Source organism: Arthrobacter sp. Soil_C_49 (assembly GCF_057656635.1).
The window spans coordinates 92,113-111,891 of the sequence record NZ_JBDGJZ010000005.1; the positions used below are offsets into that span (position 1 = coordinate 92,113).

Sequence of the window (19,779 nt, forward strand, 5' to 3'; positions counted from 1 at the left end):
GCGAGCGCGGTCCGGGTCTTTTCGTTTGGGGCGCAGGCTCCTGGCAGCCATGTTGGGAAAGCGTGGCAGGAGCCCGCGGTCTATCTCAGGTCAGGCGAACGGGAGTACAAGCTCCGCGTAGCGCTCCTTGACTGTGGCCAGGACAGTGTTGCCGTCCGTGTCCCAGATGCCCTGATTGAAGATCTCGACTTCGATGTCCCCGGTATAACCTGCATCGCGCACCCAGGTGCCGATGGTGGCGAAGTCCACCACGCCGTCGCCCATGTACCCGCGGGACAGCAGCGGATCGGCGGCGATGGGCATGTTGAAGTCGCACACCTGGTAGGAGGCGATGCGGTTTTCCCGGCCCGCGCGCTCAATCTGCGCTTTCAGCTCGGGATCCCACCAGACATGGAAGGTGTCCACGGCGACGCCCACCGTGGAGGCGTCGAACGGCGCTGCAAGGTCCAGCGCCTGCCCCAGGGTGGAGATCAGGGCACGGTCCGCAGCGTACATCGGGTGCAGCGGCTCCAGGACCAGGCGGACGCTGTGTTCCTCGGCGAAGGGAACGAGGTCCGCGAGGCGGTCCGCAACGCGCTGGCGTGCTGCCACCACGTCCTTCTCCCCCGGCGCCAGGCCGCCCACCACCAGGAACAGTTCTTTGGTGTCCAGCGCAACGGCTTCGAGGATGGCGGCCCGGTTGTCGGCCAGGGCAGCCGCCTGCCCCTCGGCGTCGGGTGCGGTGAGGAACCCGCCGCGGCACAAGGACGAGACCCGGAGTCCGGCATCCTTGATCAGACGCGCGGCCTTGTCCAGGCCGGCTTCCTCCACCCGGTCCCGCCAGGGGCCGATCGAGGGAATGCCGGCGTTGACGCAGCCTTCAACGACCTGGGCGAGCGTCCACTTCTTGGTGGTGGCGCTGTTGATGGAGAGGCGCGAGAAGTCGCTCACACGCCCACCCCGTTGATCCGCAGGTAATCGGACATCCGGAAGGCAGCCAGTGCCGGATCCCGCAGGAGTCCGGCCTGGTCCGCCAGTTCGAAGGTCTTGGCCAGGTGGCAGACGGAGCGGCCGGAGTGCAGGCCGCCCACCATCTGGAAGCCGGGCTGCTTGCCGTTGAGCCAGGACATAAACGCAATCCCGGTCTTGTAGTAGAACGTGGGGGCGCTGAAGATGTGCTTGCCCAGCTCGCGGGTGGAGTCGAGGATCTCGCGGGCCTTGACGGCGTTGCCGGCGTCGTAGTTCTGCAGGGCCACCGACGCGGCGGGGTAGATCGCCGCGAAGATGCCCAGCAGGGCGTCGGAGTGGTGGCTGCCGTCGCCGTCGATCAGTTCGGGGTAGTTGAAGTCGTCGCCGGTGTAGAGGCGGACGCCTTCGGGGAGGGCGGCTCGGAGGGCCACCTCGTGGCTGGCGTCGAGCAGCGAGACTTTGACGCCGTCCACCTTGGCCGCGTTGTCCTTGATGAGGCCAAGGAAGGTGTCCGTGGCGGTTGCTACATGGTCCGAGCCCCAGTAGCCGGCCAGGGCGGGATCGAACATGGTGCCCAGCCAGTGCAGGATCACCGGCTGCTCCACCTCCTGCAACAGGGTGGAGTACACGTTCAGGTAGTCTTCCGGGCCGCGGGCGACCTTGGCCAGTGCGCGCGAGGCCATGATGATGACTTTGGGTCCGGCTTCGCTGATGACGGCGATCTGCTCACGGTATGCCTCGAGGACTGCTTTGAGGCCGGCCTCGCCCGCGGGCAGGGAGTCGATGTCCAGCTGGTCCGTGCCGGCGCCGCAAGATACGAGGTCACGGACCGACTTGCCGGCCGTTGCTGCGTTGCCGGACGAAACCACCGAGGCGGCCTCTACTCCGGTGCGCTTGATGAGCTGCTGGGTGGCTGCCCAGTCAAGGCCCATGCCGCGCTGGGCGGTGTCCATGGCGTCGGCAACGCCCAGTCCGTAGGACCAGAGCTCGTGGCGGTAGGCCATGGTGGCATCCCAGTCGAGGCGGGCGGGGGCACCGGGGGTGTTGTCCGCCAGGACCTCGGGGATGACGTGCGCGGCGGCGTAAGCGCGGCGGGCGGTCAGCGGTGCGGCGGGGCGCGCCCATGTGGTGCCGCCCTGCAGGCGGTACTCCCTGGTGCCGCCGTCGTGGGAGGGAAGAATGAGTGAGGTCATTAGAGGGTGATCTCCGGGATGTCGATGGTGCGGCGTTCGTCGTTGGACTGCAGGCCGAGCTCGGCAAGCTGGACGCCGCGGGCTGCGGACAGCAGGCCGAAGCGGTGTTCGCGGCCGGCCACGACGTCGCGGAGGAACTCTTCCCACTGGAGCTTGAAGCCGTTGTCCAGCTCAGCGTTGGCGGGCACTTCCTGCCACTGGTCGCGGAAGGATTCGGTGACCGGAAGGTCCGGGTTCCAGACCGGCTTCGGGGTGTGGGCGCGCTGCTGGGCGACGCACTTGTTCAGGCCGGCGACGGCGGAGCCATGCGTGCCGTCCACCTGGAATTCCACGAGCTCGTCGCGGTAGACGCGGACGGCCCAGGAGGAGTTGATCTGGCCGACGACGTCGTCGCCGCCGGGGGTCTCAAGCTCGAAGATGCCGTAGGAGGCGTCGTCGGCCGTGGCCTTGTACTCCTTGCCGGCTTCGTCCCAGCGGGCGGGGATGTGGGTGGCGGTCTTGGCGTTGACGCTCTTGACCTTGCCGATGATGCCTTCGAGGACGTAGTTCCAGTGGCAGAACATGTCCGTGGTCATTCCGCCGCCGTCTTCCTTGCGGTAGTTCCAGGACGGGCGCTGGGCGGCCTGGATGTCGCCCTCGAAGACCCAGTAGCCGAATTCGCCGCGGATGGAGAGGATGCGGCCGAAGAAGCCTTCGTCCACCAGCCGGCGGAGCTTGACCAGGCCGGGCAGGTACAGCTTGTCGTGGACAACGCCGGCGGTGACTCCGGCTTCCTTGCCGATGCGGGCCAGCTCAATGGCTTCCTCGAGAGTTTCGGCCGTGGGCTTTTCGGTGAAGATGTGCTTGCCGGCCTGCATGGCCTTCTTGAGGGTGGCGGCGCGGAGGCTGGTCATGGAGGCGTCGAAAACGACGTCGACCGTGGGGTCGTTGATCACGGCGTCCAGGTCGGTGCTCCACTCCGAGACTTTGTGCTTTTCGGCCAGTTCGCGGATCTTGGCTTCGTTGCGGCCCACCAGGATGGGCTCAACCTGGATGCGGGTGCCGTCCTCCAGGGTGAAGCCGCCGGCGTCCCGGATGGGGAGGATGGAGCGCAGCAGATGCTGGCGGTAACCCATCCGGCCGGTGATGCCGTTCATGGCGATGCGGATTGTTTTTGTCTCGAAGCCCATAAGTCCTCCACGGTGAGTGAGCAGTTGTTCTCAAGCTGATTGGGAAAGCGCATTCCCTCTACGTCAATGATGCACCTCCGGAGTCTCATTGGCAAGCGCTTTCCAGCGGAGGCTCAAAACTGCCATAATGTGATTACGCCTATTGACCAACAAAGCCGATCAGGAGACGCTGTGGCTGCAAGTACCCTTACCGAGGTGGCGCGGCTGGCCGGAGTGTCTCCTGCCACCGCGAGCCGGGTCCTCAATGGTTCCGCGCGAAAGCCCGGGCAGGACATTGCGGACCGGGTCCGCCAGGCTGCGGACTCGCTGGGATACATTCCCAACGCGCAGGCCCAGGGCTTGGCTAAGTCCAGCTCGGGGCTGATCGGACTGATCGTCCACGACATCGCCGACCCGTACTTTGCCGCCATCGCCCGCGGCGTCCAGGAAGCCGCGCGTGAGCAGCGGAAGATGGTGCTGCTCGCCACCACGGGCGGAGCCCCGGCTGAGGAGAAGGAAGCAGTTGCGGCTTTCGCAGCGCGCCGTGCTGATTCAATCGTGATTGCAGGCTCCCGCTCTTCGCAGCCGGAAAACCAGGAAGGCAACGCGGAACTGGCGGCTGAACTGGACCGGTACTGCCGGAACGGCGGCCGGGTAGCGGTGGTGGGCCACCCTGTGGTGGGCGCGACAGCACCGGAGGGCTACCACGTGCTGGCCGTACCAAACCAGGAACTCGCGGCAGCGCTGGCGGGCAAACTCGCCTCAGGCCGGGACGGTGATTTTGTGATCATCGGCGGACCGGAGGGACTCTTCACCTCCGACGACCGGATCCGCGGCTTCCAGGAAGGCCTGGCAGCCGCCGGACGCAAACCGGCGGATATCTTCCGCACAGCATTCAACCGTGCCGGCGGCTACGAAGCCGGCCTCAAGCTGGCTGACCTGATCAAGGCCCGGCAGGCAAAGGACGGGAAGGGAGCTGCCGGCAGCAAGCTCTGCATCTTTGCCGTCAATGACGTGATGGCCATCGGCGCCACGGCCGCCCTCCGTTCGCAGGGACTCCGGATCCCGCGCGATGCCACCATCGCCGGCTTTGACGACATCGAGACTCTCCGCGATTTCCGTCCCGCGCTGTCGACGGTGCGCCTCCCCCTGGAAGAGATCGGACGCCAGGCCACCCGCGCCACGGCTCCCGGCGCGGCCGGTGCCCGCGAGGACACTACCGGCGAAGACGGTGCCGGTTCCGGGCAGGCAGGGCCCGACGGCGGGCGGCAGCAGGCCATCACCGGCGAAGTCACGCTGCGGCGCAGCACGGAGACGGCCGCATGACGGTGGCGCTGCAGCTGACCGCCGTGCCCTCCCGGGCAGGCGGATCCGGGAACAGGCCGGCCGTCCTGGTCCTCCCCGGCGGCGGCTACGGCCGCCAGGCAGACCACGAGGCGGAGCCCGTCGCCGAATGGCTGGCAGGGCTGGGCATCCACGCCTTCGTCCTGCGTTACCGCGTCGCCCCGGACCGGCATCCGGCGCCGCTTGAGGATGCCAAGCAGGCAATGCTCCGGATCCGGGGCGGTTCCCACGGGCTGTCGGTGGACCCCCGGCGCGTGGGCGTGCTCGGGTTTTCCGCCGGCGGGCACCTCGCAGCGACACTGTCCACGGCAGTGGCCACCGGCAGCGCCGAACTGGACGTCCCGGCGGCAGTCCCGGACCTGACGGTGCTCTGCTATCCGGTGGTGTCCTATACCCAAGCCGTACACCAGGGCTCCGTGGACAACCTCCTGGGCGAGTCGCCGTCGGCAGACCTCCTGACCGAACTGTCCGCTGAGCTGCAGGTCACCACCGAAACGCCGCCCGCGTTCGTCTGGCATACGGCAGATGATGCCGCTGTGCCCGTCAGCCACAGCCTGGGCTACACCGCGGCCCTGCTCAACGCCGGTGTCCCCGCCGAATTGCACGTCTTCCCCGAGGGCCGCCACGGGCTGGGCCTGGCGGACGAGCAACCTGGAGCGGACCAGTGGCCCGCCCTCTGCGCCGGCTGGCTGGACCGCGCAGGCTGGACCCAGGCTTAGCCCGCCTCATCAGGAACAGAGCCGTGGCTAGAGTTGCAGCATGGTGAACCGGGAACTCGTTGACCTCATCCGCAGCGAACTCCGCGGCCACGCTGATCCCGTACGTGCCGCGGGTGCGCAGGCGTACATGAAATCGGCCATGCCCTCGCTCGGCGTCCGCGTGCCGGAGGTGCGCCGGCTGAGCGCTGCGGCTGCTCGCCGCCACCCCTTCGCGTCCGCGGACCAGCTCCGGGCAACGGTCCTGGAATTGTGGCGTACCGCCGGATTCCGGGAGGAGCGGTATGCCGCCATTGACCTGACGGCGGGCAGGCTGGTGGCCGCGGATCTGCAGATGCTCCCGGTTTACGAGGAGATCATCCGCCAAGGGGCGTGGTGGGATTTTGCGGACGGCGTGGCCGGCCGGATCTGTGCTCTGTTGCAGGCCCACCGGCCGGAAATGACGGCCGTTATTCTGGGCTGGAGCACAGACCCCGACTTCTGGATCAGGCGCGCCTCCCTCACAGCGCAGCTCAAAGCCAAGGCCGGCACCGATCCCGAACTCCTCCGCCGCGTCATCGAAGCTAACCTGGCGGACCCCGAATTTTTTATCCGGAAAGCGATCGGCTGGGCCTTGCGGGAATACGCCAAGACCGCGCCGCAGTGGGTGACGGACTTTGTGGCCGGACACGAGGGAAGCCTCAGCCCGCTGTCCCGCCGTGAGGCACTGAAGAACCTGGCTAAATGACAGGCCGTTCGAGCACCGGATCGCCGGTCTTCCGGAAGAGGGTCCGGGTGCGGGGATCCCAGAAGATGAGGTAGAGGCCGAACAGCAGCCCGGTGACGGCAGCAGCAACCCGGGCCAGGGCAAGCGCCAGCCCAAGGTCCGCCGTCTGAAGATAGGGGAAGACTTCCAGCTGGTCGGAAATGGCGTAGATCATAAAGAACGAGACCACAAAGTAGAGGGCCTTGACCTGCCAGTCGTTCCGGATGCCGGTGACGGCGAACAGCGGAATAAGCCACACCACGTACCAGGACTGGATCATGGGTGCGAGGACCACGATCGCGGCAAACGCAAGGGTGAGGCGCCGGATCAGGCGGTCATGCTCTCCCCGGAAAATCTGCCAGGCGACCACGCCCACCGCCAGCAGCTTCCCGGCGTCGAACACCCAGTCCGCGAGGACCAACCCGTCCAGCCCGAAGGCGTTGGCCAGGGAGGCCACCACCATGCCGATCAGGCCGACCGGCGCGTACCAGATGTAGATGCTGCCCGGGGCGGACAGCCCGTTGATCCAGCCAAAGCCGAACCCGTTCACCAGGCTCATCAGCACCAGGATCCCCAGGCTCAGGCCTGCCGTCAGCCCCCAGAAGGCGAACTTCCGCAGCCACCCGGCGTTTTTCCCTGCCCAGAGGAGTCCAATGAAGGGCAGGAAAACGATGGTGATGGGCTTGACGGCGATGGACAGCGTCACGAGGACAATGCCGCGGACCACCCGGCGGGTGGCGGAGTAGTAGAGGCCTGCCAGGGCCAGCCCGATCATCAGGGCATCGTTGTGGACGCTGGCAATGAAGTTGGTCAGGAACAGCGGGTTGGCCGCCGTCAGCCAAAGGGCCCGGTTCGGATTGACTCCGTGCAGCTCGGCGAGTTTGGGTACATAGATCACGCACAGCACCACGCCGGCCAGCGCCACCAACCTGAACAGCATCACGCTGGCTTCAGGCTGGACATTGGTGGACCACACCACAAACTGTTCAATCCACAGGAACAGCTGGCCATAGGGAACGGGGGCTTCGGTCCACATTTTGTCCGCGCCCAGCTGGAAGTAATTGGAAAGTGCCGAGATGCCGTTCTCGTAGGGGTTGAAGCCCTCCACCATCAGGCGGCCCTGCCCGATATAGGCGTACACGTCCCTGCTGAACAGCGGGACGCTGAACATCATGGGCAGCCCCCAGGCCACCACGGCCATCAGTGTCGCCTGCCGCGCCTGGTCGCCCCAGACCCGGATGCGCTGGCCAAGCCGCAGCCACGCGCGGACCAGGAGCATCCCGCCCACCGCCAGCAGGATGATGGACAGCGCAACGCCGGCAGCTTCGGCCCGCATCCAGATGAACAGCGGCATCCTGCGGAGTTCGGAAACGGGGGCCAGCCAGCCCACTCCCAGCGACCCGATCATCATGAACAGCGAGCCCACGAATCCGGCGAGGAGCGGAGAGCGGGGATTATCGACGTCGGCCCCGTCTGCCGGAGCAGATTCCGCGGCCGCAAGCTCCCCCGCTGCAGGCACAGGCGCCGTCATCTCAGGATGGTCCAATCTTTTGCGTTTGCGCGATTCTGCCCGGCGGGCTGCATGGCCGGCACAAGCGGGTTACAACGACAGCAAGTGGTCCCGCCGCGTACCGAAATCCTAGCACCGGCAGGCACTGCGGAGGTGTAACGGTAGGCTGGTCCGGTGCCTATATCTAACGAACGAATCGTCTGGATCGACTGCGAAATGACCGGCCTGGACATCAAAAACGATGCCCTGATCGAGGTTGCCGCACTGGTCACCGATTCGGAACTGAACATCCTCGGCGACGGCGTGGACGTCGTGATCAAACCGGATGACACCGCCCTGGCCCAGATGAACGACTTCGTCCGGGACATGCACACCAAATCCGGCCTGCTCAAGGAACTGCCCCACGGCATCACCATGGCGGAAGCCGAGGCTGCGGTGATGGAATACATCTCCAAGTGGGTGCCGGATCCCCGCAAGGCCCCGCTGGGCGGCAACTCGGTGGGAACGGACCGCGTCTTCCTGTCCCGCGATATGCCGGCCGTGGTGGAGCACCTGCACTACCGCGTGATCGACGTCAGCACCATCAAGGAACTGTCCCGCCGCTGGTTCGCCAGGGCCTACTTCCAGTCACCGGCCAAAAAGGGCGGCCACCGGGCCCTGGGTGACATCAAGGATTCCATTGACGAACTGCGCTACTACCGCGAAGCGGTCTTCGTGCCGACACCCGGTCCGGACAGCGCCACGGCCCAGCGGATCGCGAAGCGCATCACCGGTTCCGCGGACGGGCAGCAGGAAGAAGCGTAATCTGCGCCACGTTTGCCGGAAATTTCGGTGAAATCGGCAAAAGTGGACGAAGCACCCCTGAAGAGCAGGTAAACTATTTGAGTTGCCTTTCCAGAGAGCCGGTTGGCCGGTAAATCTGCAGGGCGCATGGTGGGCTTAGCTCAGTTGGCAGAGCGCCTGGTTGTGGTCCAGGAGGTCGCGGGTTCAACCCCCGTAGCTCACCCTCACAGTAAGGAGGCCGTACCGGATATCCGGTGCGGCCTCCTTTGTTTTGCATCAATTGCTTCTGCACTGGATACCGCCGGAGGACCGCGAGATGACTGTTCTGCCAATCACCGTCTGGGGAGAGCCCGTACTTCACCGCAGGGCAGCCGAAGTTGAAGTCTTCGACGACGAGCTGCGGACCCTGATTGCGGACATGTTCGAAACCAATGATGCCGCCAACGGCGTGGGCCTTGCCGCCCCGCAGGTGGGCGTCGGCAAGAGGATCTTCGTGTACAAGTACGCCAATGACGACGGCGCGCCGCCCACCGGCGTGCTGGTGAACCCCGTCCTGACGTTGTCTAAGATCTCCGGCGCCGTCCCTGATCCGGACGAGGAGGAAGAAGGCTGCCTGTCCTTCCCCGGCCCGGTGTATCCCCTCAAACGGGCCGAATGGGCGCGCGTTGAGGGTTTTGACGGCTACGGCCAGCCAGTGAAATTTGAGGCCACGGGCTGGTTCGCCCGGGTCATCCAGCACGAGTATGACCACCTGGACGGGAAGCTGTACGTCAACCGCCTCATGGACCGCTATGCGCGCAAGGCGCTGAAGCAGGCCAAGAAGAGCGGCTGGGGAGTTCCCGGGCTGACATGGATGCCGGGTGTGGACCCGGATCCCTTCGGGCATTAGGCACGACGGCGGGAGGCCGCCTTGCCTCGTTTACCCGCCCCCGGGGACGGTCGGGAATGCTGCCCGGGCCTAGCGGGCTGACACCGTACGCTGTTCGGGGCAGGACCCGAGGACGCGCTTCATCGCTTCCTTCTCCGCTTCCGTGACCCAGAGCCCATAGGCTGCCTTGACGGAGATCTGGCGTGCTACATAGTGGCAGCGGATCGAGCTGTTTTTCGGCAGCCAGGTGGCGGCGTCGCCCGCGCTCTTCTGCTGGTTCGCCGGGCCGTCGGCTGCGATGAGGTTAAGCGGATCATTGGCCAGGCTCTGCCGCTGGGAGGCCGTCAGCCCTTGGGCGCCCTTTTGCCACGCGTCCCCCAGTGCCACCACGTGGTCAATCTGGACCGCACGGCTGCTGTCGGAGCCACGCCGGAAGTCCACGAACTGCCCTGTATACGGCTCTTGGAAGGAGCCTGCTGCCACCCGGCACTTGGAGCCGTCGACGAAGACCACGCCTGCCAGGTCGCGCCGAAGGATGTCATTGCGGGTATCGCAGCCGTTCCGGTCAACGTCCTGCCAGGCCTGGCCGAACGCTTCGCGGTTGTACGAGTTCTTGGCGGCACGTCCTTTGACGGCCAGGCCGTCCAGGGCGGAGAGTGCGGTGCCTTCGGGCACGGCATGCACCGGCACTACGGGTTTCATCCAGGCCGGATCAAACACCGGCGCCTCGGCGGGCCCGGACGCGGCCGGCTCCGCTACGGCGAACTGGCCGGCGGTAAAGAACCAGAGCAGGGCTGCGAGGACTGAGACCGCAGCCAGGGCGAGAACTGCCCATGCCTGCCGGGAACGACGGCGGGCACGCCGGTAGGCGGACCAGCTTACGGTCATCGGGCTTCGGCCCGTCCGGTACGCTCATGCACCAGACGAGCCTAGGACACCCGCCCGCCGTCCCTGCAGATATCCACACTGTGGAGGGCGGGTGCAAGGTCGCACCGGCCGGTTACTGCTCCCGCATCACCCGCCGGAGGTCCTCCTCGGCAATGGCCAGGAGACCCTCAAGCTGCCGCACCCGGTCCGCGCTGACGTCGCCGGTGGCGTGACCCGCGCGGGCACCCTCCAGCAGCCGTACGGCTTCTTTGTGGTTGGCCTTGGCCACATCCAGGGCGTGTTCCAGGGTGGTTTCGTGCTCAAGCGTCGATTCTTTATCCATGGCACAAGTGTGGTCCCGTTTCCCGGCTGATTCCAGCGAATCAGCCGGGAAATCCCTGGAGACCCGGGCAGTTGTGCCTAGACGGCGATTGCCGCCAGGGCCGAGGCAGTTTCCTTGGCCGGGAAGGAGGGCGGGTTGACCCCGGCCATTTCCTCCATCACGCGGACCACCTGGCAGCTGTAACCGAACTCGTTGTCGTACCAGACGTAGAGCACCAGGTTCTTCTCGTTCGAGATGGTGGCAAGGCCATCCACGATGCCCGCACGGCGGGAACCGACGAAGTCCGTGGAAACAACCTCGGGCGAGTCGATGTAGTCGATCTGCTTGCGCAGGTCCGAGTGCAGCGACATCTCCCGCAGGTATTCGTTGACCTCGTCCTTGGTGGTTCCGTTTTCCAGGCTCAGGTTCAGGATGGCCAGCGAAACGTCCGGGGTGGGGACGCGGATGGAGCTGCCGGTGAGCTTGCCCAGCAGTTCGGGCAGGGCCTTGGCCACGGCCTTGGCTGCGCCGGTCTCGGTGATCACCATGTTCAGCGCGGCCGAGCGTCCGCGCCGGTCGCCCTTGTGGAAGTTGTCGATCAGGTTCTGGTCATTGGTGAAGGAGTGGACGGTCTCGACATGGCCGTGGACCACGCCGAACTTGTCGTTGATAGCCTTCAGGACCGGGGTGATGGCGTTCGTGGTGCAGGAGGCTGCGGACACAATCTGGTCCGTGTCCTCGATAGTGCGGTGGTTGATGCCGTGGACGATGTTCTTCAGTTCGCCCTTGCCCGGGGCGGTCAGCAGCACCCGCGCCACGCCCTTGCTCTGCAGGTGCTGGGACAGGCCTTCGGCGTCGCGCCAGCGGCCGGTGTTGTCCACCACGAGCGCGTTGTTGATGCCGTAGGCGGTGTAGTCGATGGTGGCGGGGTTGTCTGAGTAGATGACCTGGACCTGGACGCCGTTGGCGGTGATGGTGTTGGCTGCCTCGTCCACGCGGATGGTGCCTTCGAAGGAGCCGTGGACGGAGTCGCGGCGCAGCAGGCTGGCGCGCTTGGACAGGTCGTTGTCCGAGCCTCTGCGGACCACGATGGCCCGCAGCCGGAGGCCGTGGCCGCCGCCCGCCTTTTCGATCAGGAGGCGGGCCAGGAGGCGGCCGATGCGGCCGAAGCCGTAGAGCACAACGTCGGTGCTGGTGCGGTCGTCGCCGCCGCGCTTGCCCACAATCTCGGCCAGCTCTTCGCGAAGGAACTCCTCCAGGGTGGCGTCGCCGCCTTCTTCCTTAAACTTCTGGTTCAGCCGGGCGATGTCGATCGCCGCCGCACCCAGCTCCAGCCCCGCCAGGGTGTTCAACAGCGGAGCCGTCTCCTCCAGCAGCAGTTCGTCCTTGCTCATCCTGCGCGCGAAGCGGTGCGCCTTAAGGATGTTCATGGTGGACTTATTGATCAGGCTGCGACCGTGGATGCTGGTAACCACGTTGTTTTCGCGGTACAGCCGGCCGATCACCGGAATCATGGCCTCGGCGAGGGCCTCGCGGCCCATCCACGTATCAAGACAAGAATCTGAAGTCTGGCTCACAGAAATACCTTCCTCGGTTCAGCCGCGTACGTCCTCGTACACGGATGTCGGCCACCTGATGGTGTCCAGGGGCGCCGGCACCTGCGGGGTTGTTCCCCAGGCGCCTGGATCATATGCAAAAGAAAACCGCCGGCTGCAAACGCAACTTTCGGCGGAAGAACTCCTGCGTCCGCTATCCATTCTAATTTGGCAGACCGCCCGCGGGCGGCTCAAGCCGCGTGAAATCACTCACACAGGACTTGAGGTGTGCCGCTCAATTGTGCAGGGCCGAATAGAGGTTGAGGCTTGCGGAGAAGACCACCCACGACAGATAAGGCAGCACCAGCAGCCCCGCCCAGGTATGGACCGGGCCGGCGTCCATCACCAGCAGCGCCAGGACACATGCCAGGGCAAAGATGACGGCGAAGGCGAGCCACAGGGCAACGGAACCGAGCATGGGGTACATGGCGAAGAACATAAACGGCCAGGCCAGGTTCAGCAGCAACTGCAGTCCGTAGGACCGCAGGAGGCGGCCGGCCAGGGCTCCCTTGCGCCACACCAGCCATCCGGACAGGCCGATGCAGGCATACAGTCCGATCCACACGGTACGGAACATCCATCCGGCAGGCATCCACGGCGCCTTCGTTGAACTGGCGAACCAGCCGTTGGAGTGCAGGATGATCGGGACGGAAGCGAGCATGCAGACAGCAAACGAGAGGGACAGGAACCCGGCCAGCGCCAGCACTTGCCTGCCGGTTGAAGGGCCGGGCCGTCCGGTTGCTGCGGAGGCGGATTGTCCATCAGTATTCGCGGGCACGGTTCAGCATCCCCAACACAGCTTCCAAGGTCAAACCGGACTAAGTGGATGGGTTGACCGATACGCCGGGTTCTGTGCTCCCGCCCCGTTGCCGGTGCGGGAGTAGCGGCCATCCATCTACGAACGCCGTTGCCGGCGCCCTCCAGCGGCCTACCCGGACACTCGGGCGAGCAGCCCTCGAACGTGCCCTGTCTGGCCTTGCTCCGGGTGGGGTTTACCTAGCCTTCCCGGTCACCCGGGAAGCTGGTGGTCTCTTACACCACCGTTTCACCCTTGCCTGTTTCGTGCCGCTTTCAAACCGGCGCGACCCAGGCGGTCTGTTTTCTGTGGCACTGGCCTGCGGGTTACCCCGAGTGGGCGTTACCCACCACCCTGCTCTATGGAGCCCGGACGTTCCTCGAGCCACTTTCGTGACGCGCGGCCGCCTGGTCAACCCATCCGGTTCCAGTCTACCGGCGACGGGTTGCTTTCCTGCGCCGGTAGGATCGGACGGTGCTGATTCTGCTGCCCCCTTCCGAAGGCAAGACACCGGCGGTCCGCGGATCCGCCGTCGACTGGCCTTCCCTCAGCTTCCCGCAACTGAACACCTACCGCGCCAAAGTGCTGGACGCGCTCGGTACGGTAAGCGCCCACGAGGACGCCCTCGCGCTGCTGGGCGTCGGAGCGTCACTGAAGGACGACGTCGAGCGCAACACCCGGCTCCACGCGGAACCGGCCGCACCCGCCCACCGCATCTACTCCGGGGTGCTGTACGACGCCCTGGGCTACAAAAGCCTCACCGCGGCGCAGCGGCGCAAGGCGGACGAAGCGGTACTGGTGATTTCCGCACTGTGGGGCGCCATCCGCTTCGGCGACAGTGTGCCCGCCTACCGGCTGTCCATGGGCACTGCCCTGCCCGACGTCGGCCGCCTCGCCTCGTTCTGGAAGCCGCAGCTCTCCGAGGCGCTGGCGGAGTCCGCCGCCGGGCACCTGCTGGTGGACTGCCGGTCCAGTACCTATGCAGCGGCTTGGGCTCCCCCGGCCGCCCAAACGGTCATGGTCAATGTCTTCACCGAGGTCGACGGAGTCCGGAAGGTGGTCAGCCATTTCGCCAAGCACACCCGGGGCGAACTGGCCCGGCACCTGCTGGTGCGGCGGGGCAAGGCGCCCGCGATGCCGTCGGACCTCCTGAAGGCAGCCCGCGAAAAGTGGGAGGCCGAACTGGTGGAGGGTTCGGCACGGAAACCGCACGCGCTGAACATCATCCTGCCGGGCTGACTCCCCCCGCCTCCCCAGCCGGGTAGCGCCTGGGTCAGGCCCATTCCTCCGAACGGACCAGGATGGCGCCGGAGTCCGGGCAAAAGACTATGTCGTCGGCCGCCGCGGCCTTGATCTCGGCGAGGTCGCCGGGGCTCAGCTTCATTCCCGAAGCCTCGGACGTGCCGTGGAAGAGCCGGGCCGCGCCAACACCACGCTTGGCCAGAGTCTTTTCGTAAACGGCGAGCATTCCCGCGTCGATCCCGGCCGCGAATTCGGCGCGACGGCTCCGCAGGCCGGCAGCTTCCGCCTCCACCTCAACCAGCTCGGCATCGAGCTCAGCCCGGATACCGCCGAACGACCCCTGGATGTCGTCCACGATGGCCTGCTGTGCCGCCTGCTTGGCGCGCAGCGAGTCGAGCCGCTCGAGGACTTCGAGTTCCACGTCCTCAAGGTCCGAGCGGCGCTTGTTGAGGGAGGCGATGTCCTTCTGCAGGGCAACGAGGTCCTTGGACAGGCCCGTGCCGCTGTTCAGCCTGGCCTCGTCCCTTTCGATGCGGGAGGCAACCTGTTCCACATCCGCCTCGGCGCGCTTCAGTTCAGCCTCGGCGTCGTGCACGGCCACCTTGGCGGCGCCCAGCTCACCGTTGGCAACGGAAAGGGCGGCTTCAAGATCCTTGATCCGCGGATCGTTCTCCAGTGTGCGGCGGCGGTTTGACAGCGACTTGAGCCGGGCGTCCAGCGCCTGCAGCTCAAGCAACTTCAACTGTTCCGCCGGTGCTGCCTTCGCCACTGTTACCTCCGATTGATCCCTTCCGGCCGGAGCCGGGCACCGTACCGGCGCTTCCTAGACTCTAGCGCCTGGCAGCTCCCCTCGCGCCGCCTGGTCCGGCTCAGCCCGGAGTCAGGATGAAGTCCCAGGGATCACTGTTGGTGGTGCTGACCTGGATCTCCACCTCATGTCCCTGGTCAGCGAGCACGTTGCCCAGGGCTGCAGCCGCGGCAGGCAGCCACAACCACTCGCTGGCGAAATGCGAGACGTCCACCAGGTAGGGCCGGCCGTTCAGTGCAGCCTCGCGGGCCTCCGACGCCGGGTGGTGGCGCAGGTCCGCAGTGACGTAAACGTCCGCGTTGCTGGCGCGCACCTCGTTGAACAGTGAGTCCCCGGCACCGCCGCAGACGGCAATCCGCCGCACCAGGCCGTCCTTGTCACCTGAAACGCGTACTCCCCCGGCCACCGAGGGCAGGATCCCGAAGACCCGGGCCGCGAAATCACCCAGGGTCATGGCATCCGCCAGGTCCCCCACACGGCCGATCCCTTCTTCCGGCAGGCCGTTGGCGGCAACGGTGAGCGGGGCCACGTCCTGCAGACCCAAGGCGTCCGCGAGGACATCGGAAACGCCGCCGACGGCGGAATCACCGTTGGTATGGACGGTGAGGAGTGCGGTGCCGGACTCGATGAGCCGGTGGATGGCGCGGCCTTTGGGCGTGGTGGCGGCCACCGTGGTGACACCCTTCAGCAGCAGTGGATGGTGGGTGATCAGGAGCTCTGCACCCCATGCCACGGCCTCTTCGATGACTTCCAGGGTGGGATCCACGGCAAACATGACGCGCGTGACCGGCGCGGCTGGGTGCCCTGCCACCAGGCCCACCTCGTCCCAGTTTTCCGCCAGGGACTCCGGCCACAGTTCCTCCACCGCCAGGAGCAGTTCAGCCAAGGTGGGAGCCTGGGGCTGCCCGGCCACTGCCTCCCCGCCGGAAGGGGCGCCGCCGTCGAGCTTTTCGCCGTCGCGTTTCTCCTGGCCGGTAACGTCAGTGTCCACAGGTTCCATAGTCTTAGTTTTACCCCATCACACCGTCCGGGCTCCGCCTTTGACGCATACCTGCGGGATGGCCGGGGAATCATCCGGGGCCGCCAACCATTGAAGAGGTCATGAAAACTTTTGTTTTAGGCGGAGGCTGCTTCTGGTGCCTTGACGCCGTCTACCGGAAGACCAGGGGCGTCAGCGCCGTCGTATCCGGCTACACGGGGGGCCACGATCCAAACCCGGACTACTACTCGGTCTGCAACGGCACCACCGGACATGCCGAAGTGGTGGCAGTGACGTTCGACGAGGACATCATCCCCGCGGAAGTCATCCTGGATATGTTCTTTGCCCTGCACGACCCCACTACCCTCAACCGCCAGGGGTACGACGTGGGGACGCAGTACCGGTCATCCATGTTCTACGAAACCACCGAAGAGAAGATCCTGTTCGAGGAAGCCATCGAACGCAACCAGGCTTTGTGGGCGAATCCCATCGTCACCGAAGTCAGCCGGCTCCCGCGGTTTTACGTTGCCGAGGAGTTCCACCAGAACTACTACGCCAAGCATCCGGAGCAGGGGTACTGCCAGGTGATCATCAACCCCAAGCTCGCAAAGGCCAGGAAATATTACTCTGCATGGCTTAACGCTTAGCGGGTGTTACGCGGCCTCGTTAGGCTGACCTCAGTATTCACCCCTAACCAGATAGGCGTATCTACATGGCACGGATTTATGACGACGTGACGCAGCTCGTCGGCGGGACCCCGCTGGTCAAGCTCAACCGGCTCAGCGAGGGGCTGGATGCCACCGTTGCCGTCAAGCTCGAGTTCTACAACCCGGCTAACAGCGTGAAGGACCGCATCGGTGTGGCCATCGTGGACGCAGCAGAGAAGTCCGGTGCCCTGAAGCCCGGCGGAACCATCGTGGAAGGCACCTCCGGCAACACGGGCATCGCCCTGGCCATGGTGGGCGCTGCCCGCGGCTACAAGGTCATCCTCACCATGCCGGAGACCATGTCCACCGAGCGCCGTGTCATGCTGCGTGCCTTTGGTGCCGAGATTGTGCTGACCCCGGGTTCCGAGGGCATGCGCGGTGCCGTGGAGAAGGCCCAGGAAATTGTGGCCAACACCGAGAACTCCATCTGGGCCCAGCAGTTCGCCAACGAGGCCAACCCGGAAATCCACCGCACCACCACGGCCGAGGAAATCTGGGCCGACACCGAAGGCCAGGTTGACATCTTCGTCGCGGGCATCGGCACCGGCGGAACCGTCACCGGCGTCGGCCAGGTCCTGAAGGAACGCAAGCCCGGCGTGCAGATCGTTGCGATCGAACCCAAGGACTCCGCCATCCTCAACGGCGGCGCTCCCGGCCCGCACAAGATCCAGGGCATCGGCGCCAACTTTGTGCCCGAAATCCTGGACACCAACGTCTACGACGAGGTCCTGGACGCCACCCTCGAGGACTCCGTCCGCGTCGCCCGCGAGCTCGGCGTCAAGGAAGGCATCCTGGGCGGCATCTCCTCCGGCGCCATCGTCTGGGGCGCCCTGGAACTGGCCAAGCGCCCGGAGAACGCGGGCAAGCTGATCGTTGCAGTGGTCTGCGACTTCGGCGAGCGTTACATCTCCACTGTGCTGTATGACGACATCCGCGGCTGATTAGAGCCGCCCTCCGCCCGTTTCCTGTAGAAAGAACTTTGTGGGCTTTTTCGCAAGACTGAAGGAAGACCTCGACGCCGCCCGGTCCCACGACCCGGCGGCGCGAGGTTCTTTTGAGAACTTTTTCGCTTATTCCGGCCTCCACGCCATCTGGATCCACCGGCTGACGCACCGCCTGTGGCAGAATCCGGCGCTCCGGTTCCCGGCCCGCCTCCTGTCCCAGCTGGGCCGGTCCTGGACCGGTATCGAGATCCATCCCGGCGCCACCATAGGCCGCAGGTTCTTCATCGACCACGGCATGGGCGTGGTGATCGGCGAGACCGCGGAGATCGGCGAGGACGTGATGATCTACCACGGCGTGACGCTGGGCGGCCGCTCCCTGGCCAAGATCAAACGGCACCCCACCATCGGGGACCGCGTCACCATCGGCGCCGGGGCCAAGATCCTGGGGCCGATCACCATCGGCCGCGACAGTGCCGTTGGTGCCAACGCGGTGGTGGTTAAGGACGCGCCGCCCGAATCGATTGTGACCGGTATCCCTGCCAAGTGGCGCCACCGGGACGCCCAGCGGGAAACCAAGCCCGCCGTGGACCCGGCGGAATACGACATCGAATACCGCATCTAGGCCCGATTCGGCCAACCCGGCAAAAGGCCCGGGCCTGCTGCCAATGCGGCAGCGGTCCCGGGCCTTTTGTGTTGTCGCCGCAGAGAAAACGGCCGGCAGTTCCCGAAAGAATCCCGGGACCTGCCGGCCGTTCGCTTGCGCGGCGCGGACGTTAGTGCGTGTCCACTGCTTCGATTTCGGACTTGTCCTCGCCCCAGAGGGTGTGGAACGTGCCCTCGGCGTCAACACGGCCGTAAGTGTGGGCACCGAAGAGGTCGCGCTGGCCCTGGATCAGGGCGGCGGCAACGCGCTTGCGGCGCAGGCCGTCGTAGTAGGCAAGCGAGGAGGAGAACACCGGAACCGGGATGCCCAGCTGGACGGCGGTGGCAACAACACGGCGCCAGGCGGGCAGTGCGTCGGCGATGGCTTTGGTGAAGGCCGGGGCGAACAGCAGGTTCGCGGGCTTCTCGTCAGCAGCGTAGGCCTTGGTGATGTCCTTGAGCAGTTCGGCGCGGATGATGCAGCCGGCGCGCCACAGGGAAGCGATTTCGTCCAGCTTCAGGTCCCAGCCGTATTCCTTGGCGGCGGAGGTGAGCATGTCCAGGCCCTGGGCGTAGGAGACCAGCTTGGAGGCGTACAGTGCCTGCCGGACGTCCTCAACGAAGGTCTCCGGGATTTCCACGGATGCTTCGTTGCCGGCCAGCAGTTCCTGGCCGAGCTTGCGCTGGCCCGCCTGGGAAGACAGGGCGCGGGCGAACACGGATTCGGCGATGCCGGAGACAGGAGAGCCGAGTTCCAGTGCGGAGATGACCGTCCAGCGGCCGGTTCCCTTCTGGCCCGCGGCGTCCACCACGACGTCGACGAAGGGCTTGCCGGTCTTGGCGTCAACGTGGCCCAGGACCTCGGCGGAGATTTCGATCAGGAAGGAGGACAGCTCGCCCTTGTTCCACTCGGTGAAGATCTTGGACTGCTCGGCCGGCTCGATGCCTGCACCGGAGCGCAGCAGGTCGAAGGCTTCGCCGATGACCTGCATGTCGGCGTATTCGATGCCGTTGTGCACCATTTTGACGAAGTGGCCGGCGCCGTCGGTTCCCACCCAGGCGCAGCACGGTTCGCCGTCCACCTTGGCGGAGATCTTTTCCAGCAGCGGGCCGAGGGCCTTGTAGGACTCCTTGGAACCGCCGGGCATGATGGACGGGCCGTTCAGTGCGCCTTCCTCGCCGCCGGATACGCCGACGCCTACAAAGTGCAGGTCCTTCTTGGCCAGCGCGGCTTCGCGGCGGCGGGTGTCCTCGTAGTGGGAGTTGCCGGCGTCGATGATGATGTCACCGGCTTCCAGCAGCGGCTCCAGCTGTTCGATGACGGAGTCAACGGGCTTGCCGGCCTTGACCATGATCAGCACACGGCGGGGCTTCTCCAGGGAGTCCACGAGCTCCTGCAGGGTTTCGGTCCGGACGAAGTCACCCTCGGAGCCGTACCGTTCGAGCAGGGCGTCGGTTTTCTCCACTGACCGGTTGTGTAGTGCGACCGTGAAGCCGTTCCGTGCGAGGTTGCGGGCCAGGTTGGCACCCATGACGGCAAGGCCGGTGACACCGATGTGTGCAGACATCAAAACTCCAATTCATACTGTGCGATGGATGTGCAGGGGCTCCCTTGGCGGAAG

The 19,779-nt window shown here is 65.7% G+C and carries 20 protein-coding genes, 1 tRNA gene and 1 other RNA gene; 10 read left to right on the forward strand and 12 right to left on the reverse strand.

The window, feature by feature from the left end:
* Positions 1-90: 90 nt before the first annotated feature.
* The 3 genes from AC3A4Z_RS10325 to AC3A4Z_RS10335 are packed head-to-tail and all read right to left on the reverse strand — an operon-like array spanning position 91 to position 3,310.
* Positions 91-930: a sugar phosphate isomerase/epimerase family protein gene (locus AC3A4Z_RS10325; protein ID WP_498711493.1), complete on the reverse strand. Its 840-nt coding sequence runs from the start codon at positions 928-930 to the stop codon at positions 91-93.
* Positions 927-2,141, reverse strand: coding sequence for a dihydrodipicolinate synthase family protein (locus AC3A4Z_RS10330; RefSeq protein WP_498711494.1), 1,215 nt, complete (start codon positions 2,139-2,141; stop codon positions 927-929). The genes AC3A4Z_RS10325 and AC3A4Z_RS10330 overlap by 4 nt, the downstream gene beginning before the upstream one ends.
* Positions 2,141-3,310 (reverse strand): Gfo/Idh/MocA family protein, encoded by a 1,170-nt coding sequence (locus tag AC3A4Z_RS10335; protein WP_142064365.1) that lies wholly within the window; start codon positions 3,308-3,310, stop codon positions 2,141-2,143. The genes AC3A4Z_RS10330 and AC3A4Z_RS10335 overlap by 1 nt, the downstream gene beginning before the upstream one ends.
* Before the next feature lie 171 nt (positions 3,311-3,481).
* On the opposite strand from AC3A4Z_RS10335, the gene AC3A4Z_RS10340 reads away from it, so the two are divergent.
* From AC3A4Z_RS10340 to AC3A4Z_RS10350, 3 genes are read left to right on the forward strand one after another with little or no spacing between them, the layout of a single operon-like run.
* The gene (locus tag AC3A4Z_RS10340) at positions 3,482-4,615 is read left to right on the forward strand and encodes a LacI family DNA-binding transcriptional regulator (RefSeq protein WP_498711495.1); all 1,134 of its coding nucleotides are present in this window, start codon (positions 3,482-3,484) and stop codon (positions 4,613-4,615) included.
* Entirely contained in the window at positions 4,612-5,352 is a 741-nt protein-coding gene (locus tag AC3A4Z_RS10345; protein WP_498711496.1) for an alpha/beta hydrolase, read from the forward strand. Before AC3A4Z_RS10340 ends, AC3A4Z_RS10345 begins: the two co-directional genes overlap by 4 nt.
* Positions 5,353-5,392: 40 nt before the next feature.
* Positions 5,393-6,076, forward strand: a complete 684-nt coding sequence (locus AC3A4Z_RS10350) for a DNA alkylation repair protein (protein WP_498711497.1) — start codon at positions 5,393-5,395, stop codon at positions 6,074-6,076.
* On the opposite strand, the gene mptB is transcribed toward AC3A4Z_RS10350, so the two are convergent.
* A complete protein-coding gene (mptB, locus tag AC3A4Z_RS10355) occupies positions 6,069-7,625 on the reverse strand; it encodes a polyprenol phosphomannose-dependent alpha 1,6 mannosyltransferase MptB (protein WP_493968807.1) in 1,557 nt (518 codons plus the stop codon). The genes AC3A4Z_RS10350 and mptB overlap by 8 nt on opposite strands.
* A gap of 153 nt (positions 7,626-7,778) precedes the next feature.
* Between mptB and orn the strand changes: the two genes are divergently transcribed.
* The 3 genes from orn (at position 7,779) to def (ending at position 9,276) form a co-directional block, all read left to right on the forward strand.
* Complete coding sequence (gene orn, locus AC3A4Z_RS10360) at positions 7,779-8,408, forward strand: oligoribonuclease (RefSeq protein ID WP_498711498.1); 630 nt, start codon at positions 7,779-7,781, stop codon at positions 8,406-8,408.
* Positions 8,409-8,537: 129 nt separating this feature from the next.
* Positions 8,538-8,610: transfer RNA gene (locus AC3A4Z_RS10365), tRNA-His, on the forward strand.
* 93 nt (positions 8,611-8,703) lie between these two features.
* A complete protein-coding gene (def, locus tag AC3A4Z_RS10370) occupies positions 8,704-9,276 on the forward strand; it encodes a peptide deformylase (RefSeq protein ID WP_498711499.1) in 573 nt (190 codons plus the stop codon).
* Between the two features lie 69 nt (positions 9,277-9,345).
* On the opposite strand, the gene AC3A4Z_RS10375 is transcribed toward def, so the two are convergent.
* The 5 genes from AC3A4Z_RS10375 to rnpB all read right to left on the reverse strand — a co-directional run bounded on the left by AC3A4Z_RS10375 (position 9,346) and on the right by rnpB (position 13,254).
* Complete coding sequence (locus AC3A4Z_RS10375; RefSeq protein ID WP_498711500.1) at positions 9,346-10,143, reverse strand: HNH endonuclease family protein; 798 nt, start codon at positions 10,141-10,143, stop codon at positions 9,346-9,348.
* 112 nt (positions 10,144-10,255) lie between these two features.
* Positions 10,256-10,465 carry a hypothetical protein gene (locus AC3A4Z_RS10380; protein ID WP_050054769.1) on the reverse strand — a complete coding sequence of 70 codons (210 nt, stop codon included), beginning with the start codon at positions 10,463-10,465 and terminating at the stop codon, positions 10,256-10,258.
* 77 nt (positions 10,466-10,542) lie between these two features.
* Positions 10,543-12,021 (reverse strand): glyceraldehyde-3-phosphate dehydrogenase, encoded by a 1,479-nt coding sequence (locus tag AC3A4Z_RS10385; protein WP_142064385.1) that lies wholly within the window; start codon positions 12,019-12,021, stop codon positions 10,543-10,545.
* 253 nt (positions 12,022-12,274) lie between these two features.
* Positions 12,275-12,817 (reverse strand): TspO/MBR family protein, encoded by a 543-nt coding sequence (locus tag AC3A4Z_RS10390; RefSeq protein ID WP_498711501.1) that lies wholly within the window; start codon positions 12,815-12,817, stop codon positions 12,275-12,277.
* A 45-nt stretch (positions 12,818-12,862) separates the two neighbouring features.
* Positions 12,863-13,254: RNase P RNA component class A (gene rnpB / locus AC3A4Z_RS10395), an RNA gene on the reverse strand.
* Positions 13,255-13,309: 55 nt separating this feature from the next.
* Between rnpB and AC3A4Z_RS10400 the strand changes: the two genes are divergently transcribed.
* Complete coding sequence (locus AC3A4Z_RS10400) at positions 13,310-14,074, forward strand: YaaA family protein (RefSeq protein ID WP_498711502.1); 765 nt, start codon at positions 13,310-13,312, stop codon at positions 14,072-14,074.
* A gap of 34 nt (positions 14,075-14,108) precedes the next feature.
* On the opposite strand, the gene AC3A4Z_RS10405 is transcribed toward AC3A4Z_RS10400, so the two are convergent.
* Positions 14,109-14,846 (reverse strand): zinc ribbon domain-containing protein, encoded by a 738-nt coding sequence (locus tag AC3A4Z_RS10405; RefSeq protein ID WP_498711503.1) that lies wholly within the window; start codon positions 14,844-14,846, stop codon positions 14,109-14,111.
* A 100-nt stretch (positions 14,847-14,946) separates the two neighbouring features.
* Positions 14,947-15,885, reverse strand: a complete 939-nt coding sequence (locus tag AC3A4Z_RS10410; protein ID WP_498711504.1) for a Nif3-like dinuclear metal center hexameric protein — start codon at positions 15,883-15,885, stop codon at positions 14,947-14,949.
* A gap of 101 nt (positions 15,886-15,986) precedes the next feature.
* On the opposite strand from AC3A4Z_RS10410, the gene msrA reads away from it, so the two are divergent.
* From msrA to epsC, 3 genes are all read left to right on the forward strand, one after another.
* Positions 15,987-16,511 (forward strand): peptide-methionine (S)-S-oxide reductase MsrA, encoded by a 525-nt coding sequence (gene msrA / locus AC3A4Z_RS10415; RefSeq protein WP_498711505.1) that lies wholly within the window; start codon positions 15,987-15,989, stop codon positions 16,509-16,511.
* A gap of 65 nt (positions 16,512-16,576) precedes the next feature.
* Positions 16,577-17,512 (forward strand): cysteine synthase A, encoded by a 936-nt coding sequence (gene cysK, locus AC3A4Z_RS10420; protein ID WP_091422743.1) that lies wholly within the window; start codon positions 16,577-16,579, stop codon positions 17,510-17,512.
* Positions 17,513-17,552: 40 nt separating this feature from the next.
* The gene (gene epsC, locus AC3A4Z_RS10425; protein ID WP_493958004.1) at positions 17,553-18,137 is read left to right on the forward strand and encodes a serine O-acetyltransferase EpsC; all 585 of its coding nucleotides are present in this window, start codon (positions 17,553-17,555) and stop codon (positions 18,135-18,137) included.
* 151 nt (positions 18,138-18,288) lie between these two features.
* On the opposite strand, the gene gnd is transcribed toward epsC, so the two are convergent.
* Positions 18,289-19,725 carry an NADP-dependent phosphogluconate dehydrogenase gene (gnd, locus tag AC3A4Z_RS10430; RefSeq protein ID WP_493968799.1) on the reverse strand — a complete coding sequence of 479 codons (1,437 nt, stop codon included), beginning with the start codon at positions 19,723-19,725 and terminating at the stop codon, positions 18,289-18,291.
* Positions 19,726-19,779 lie beyond the last annotated feature (54 nt).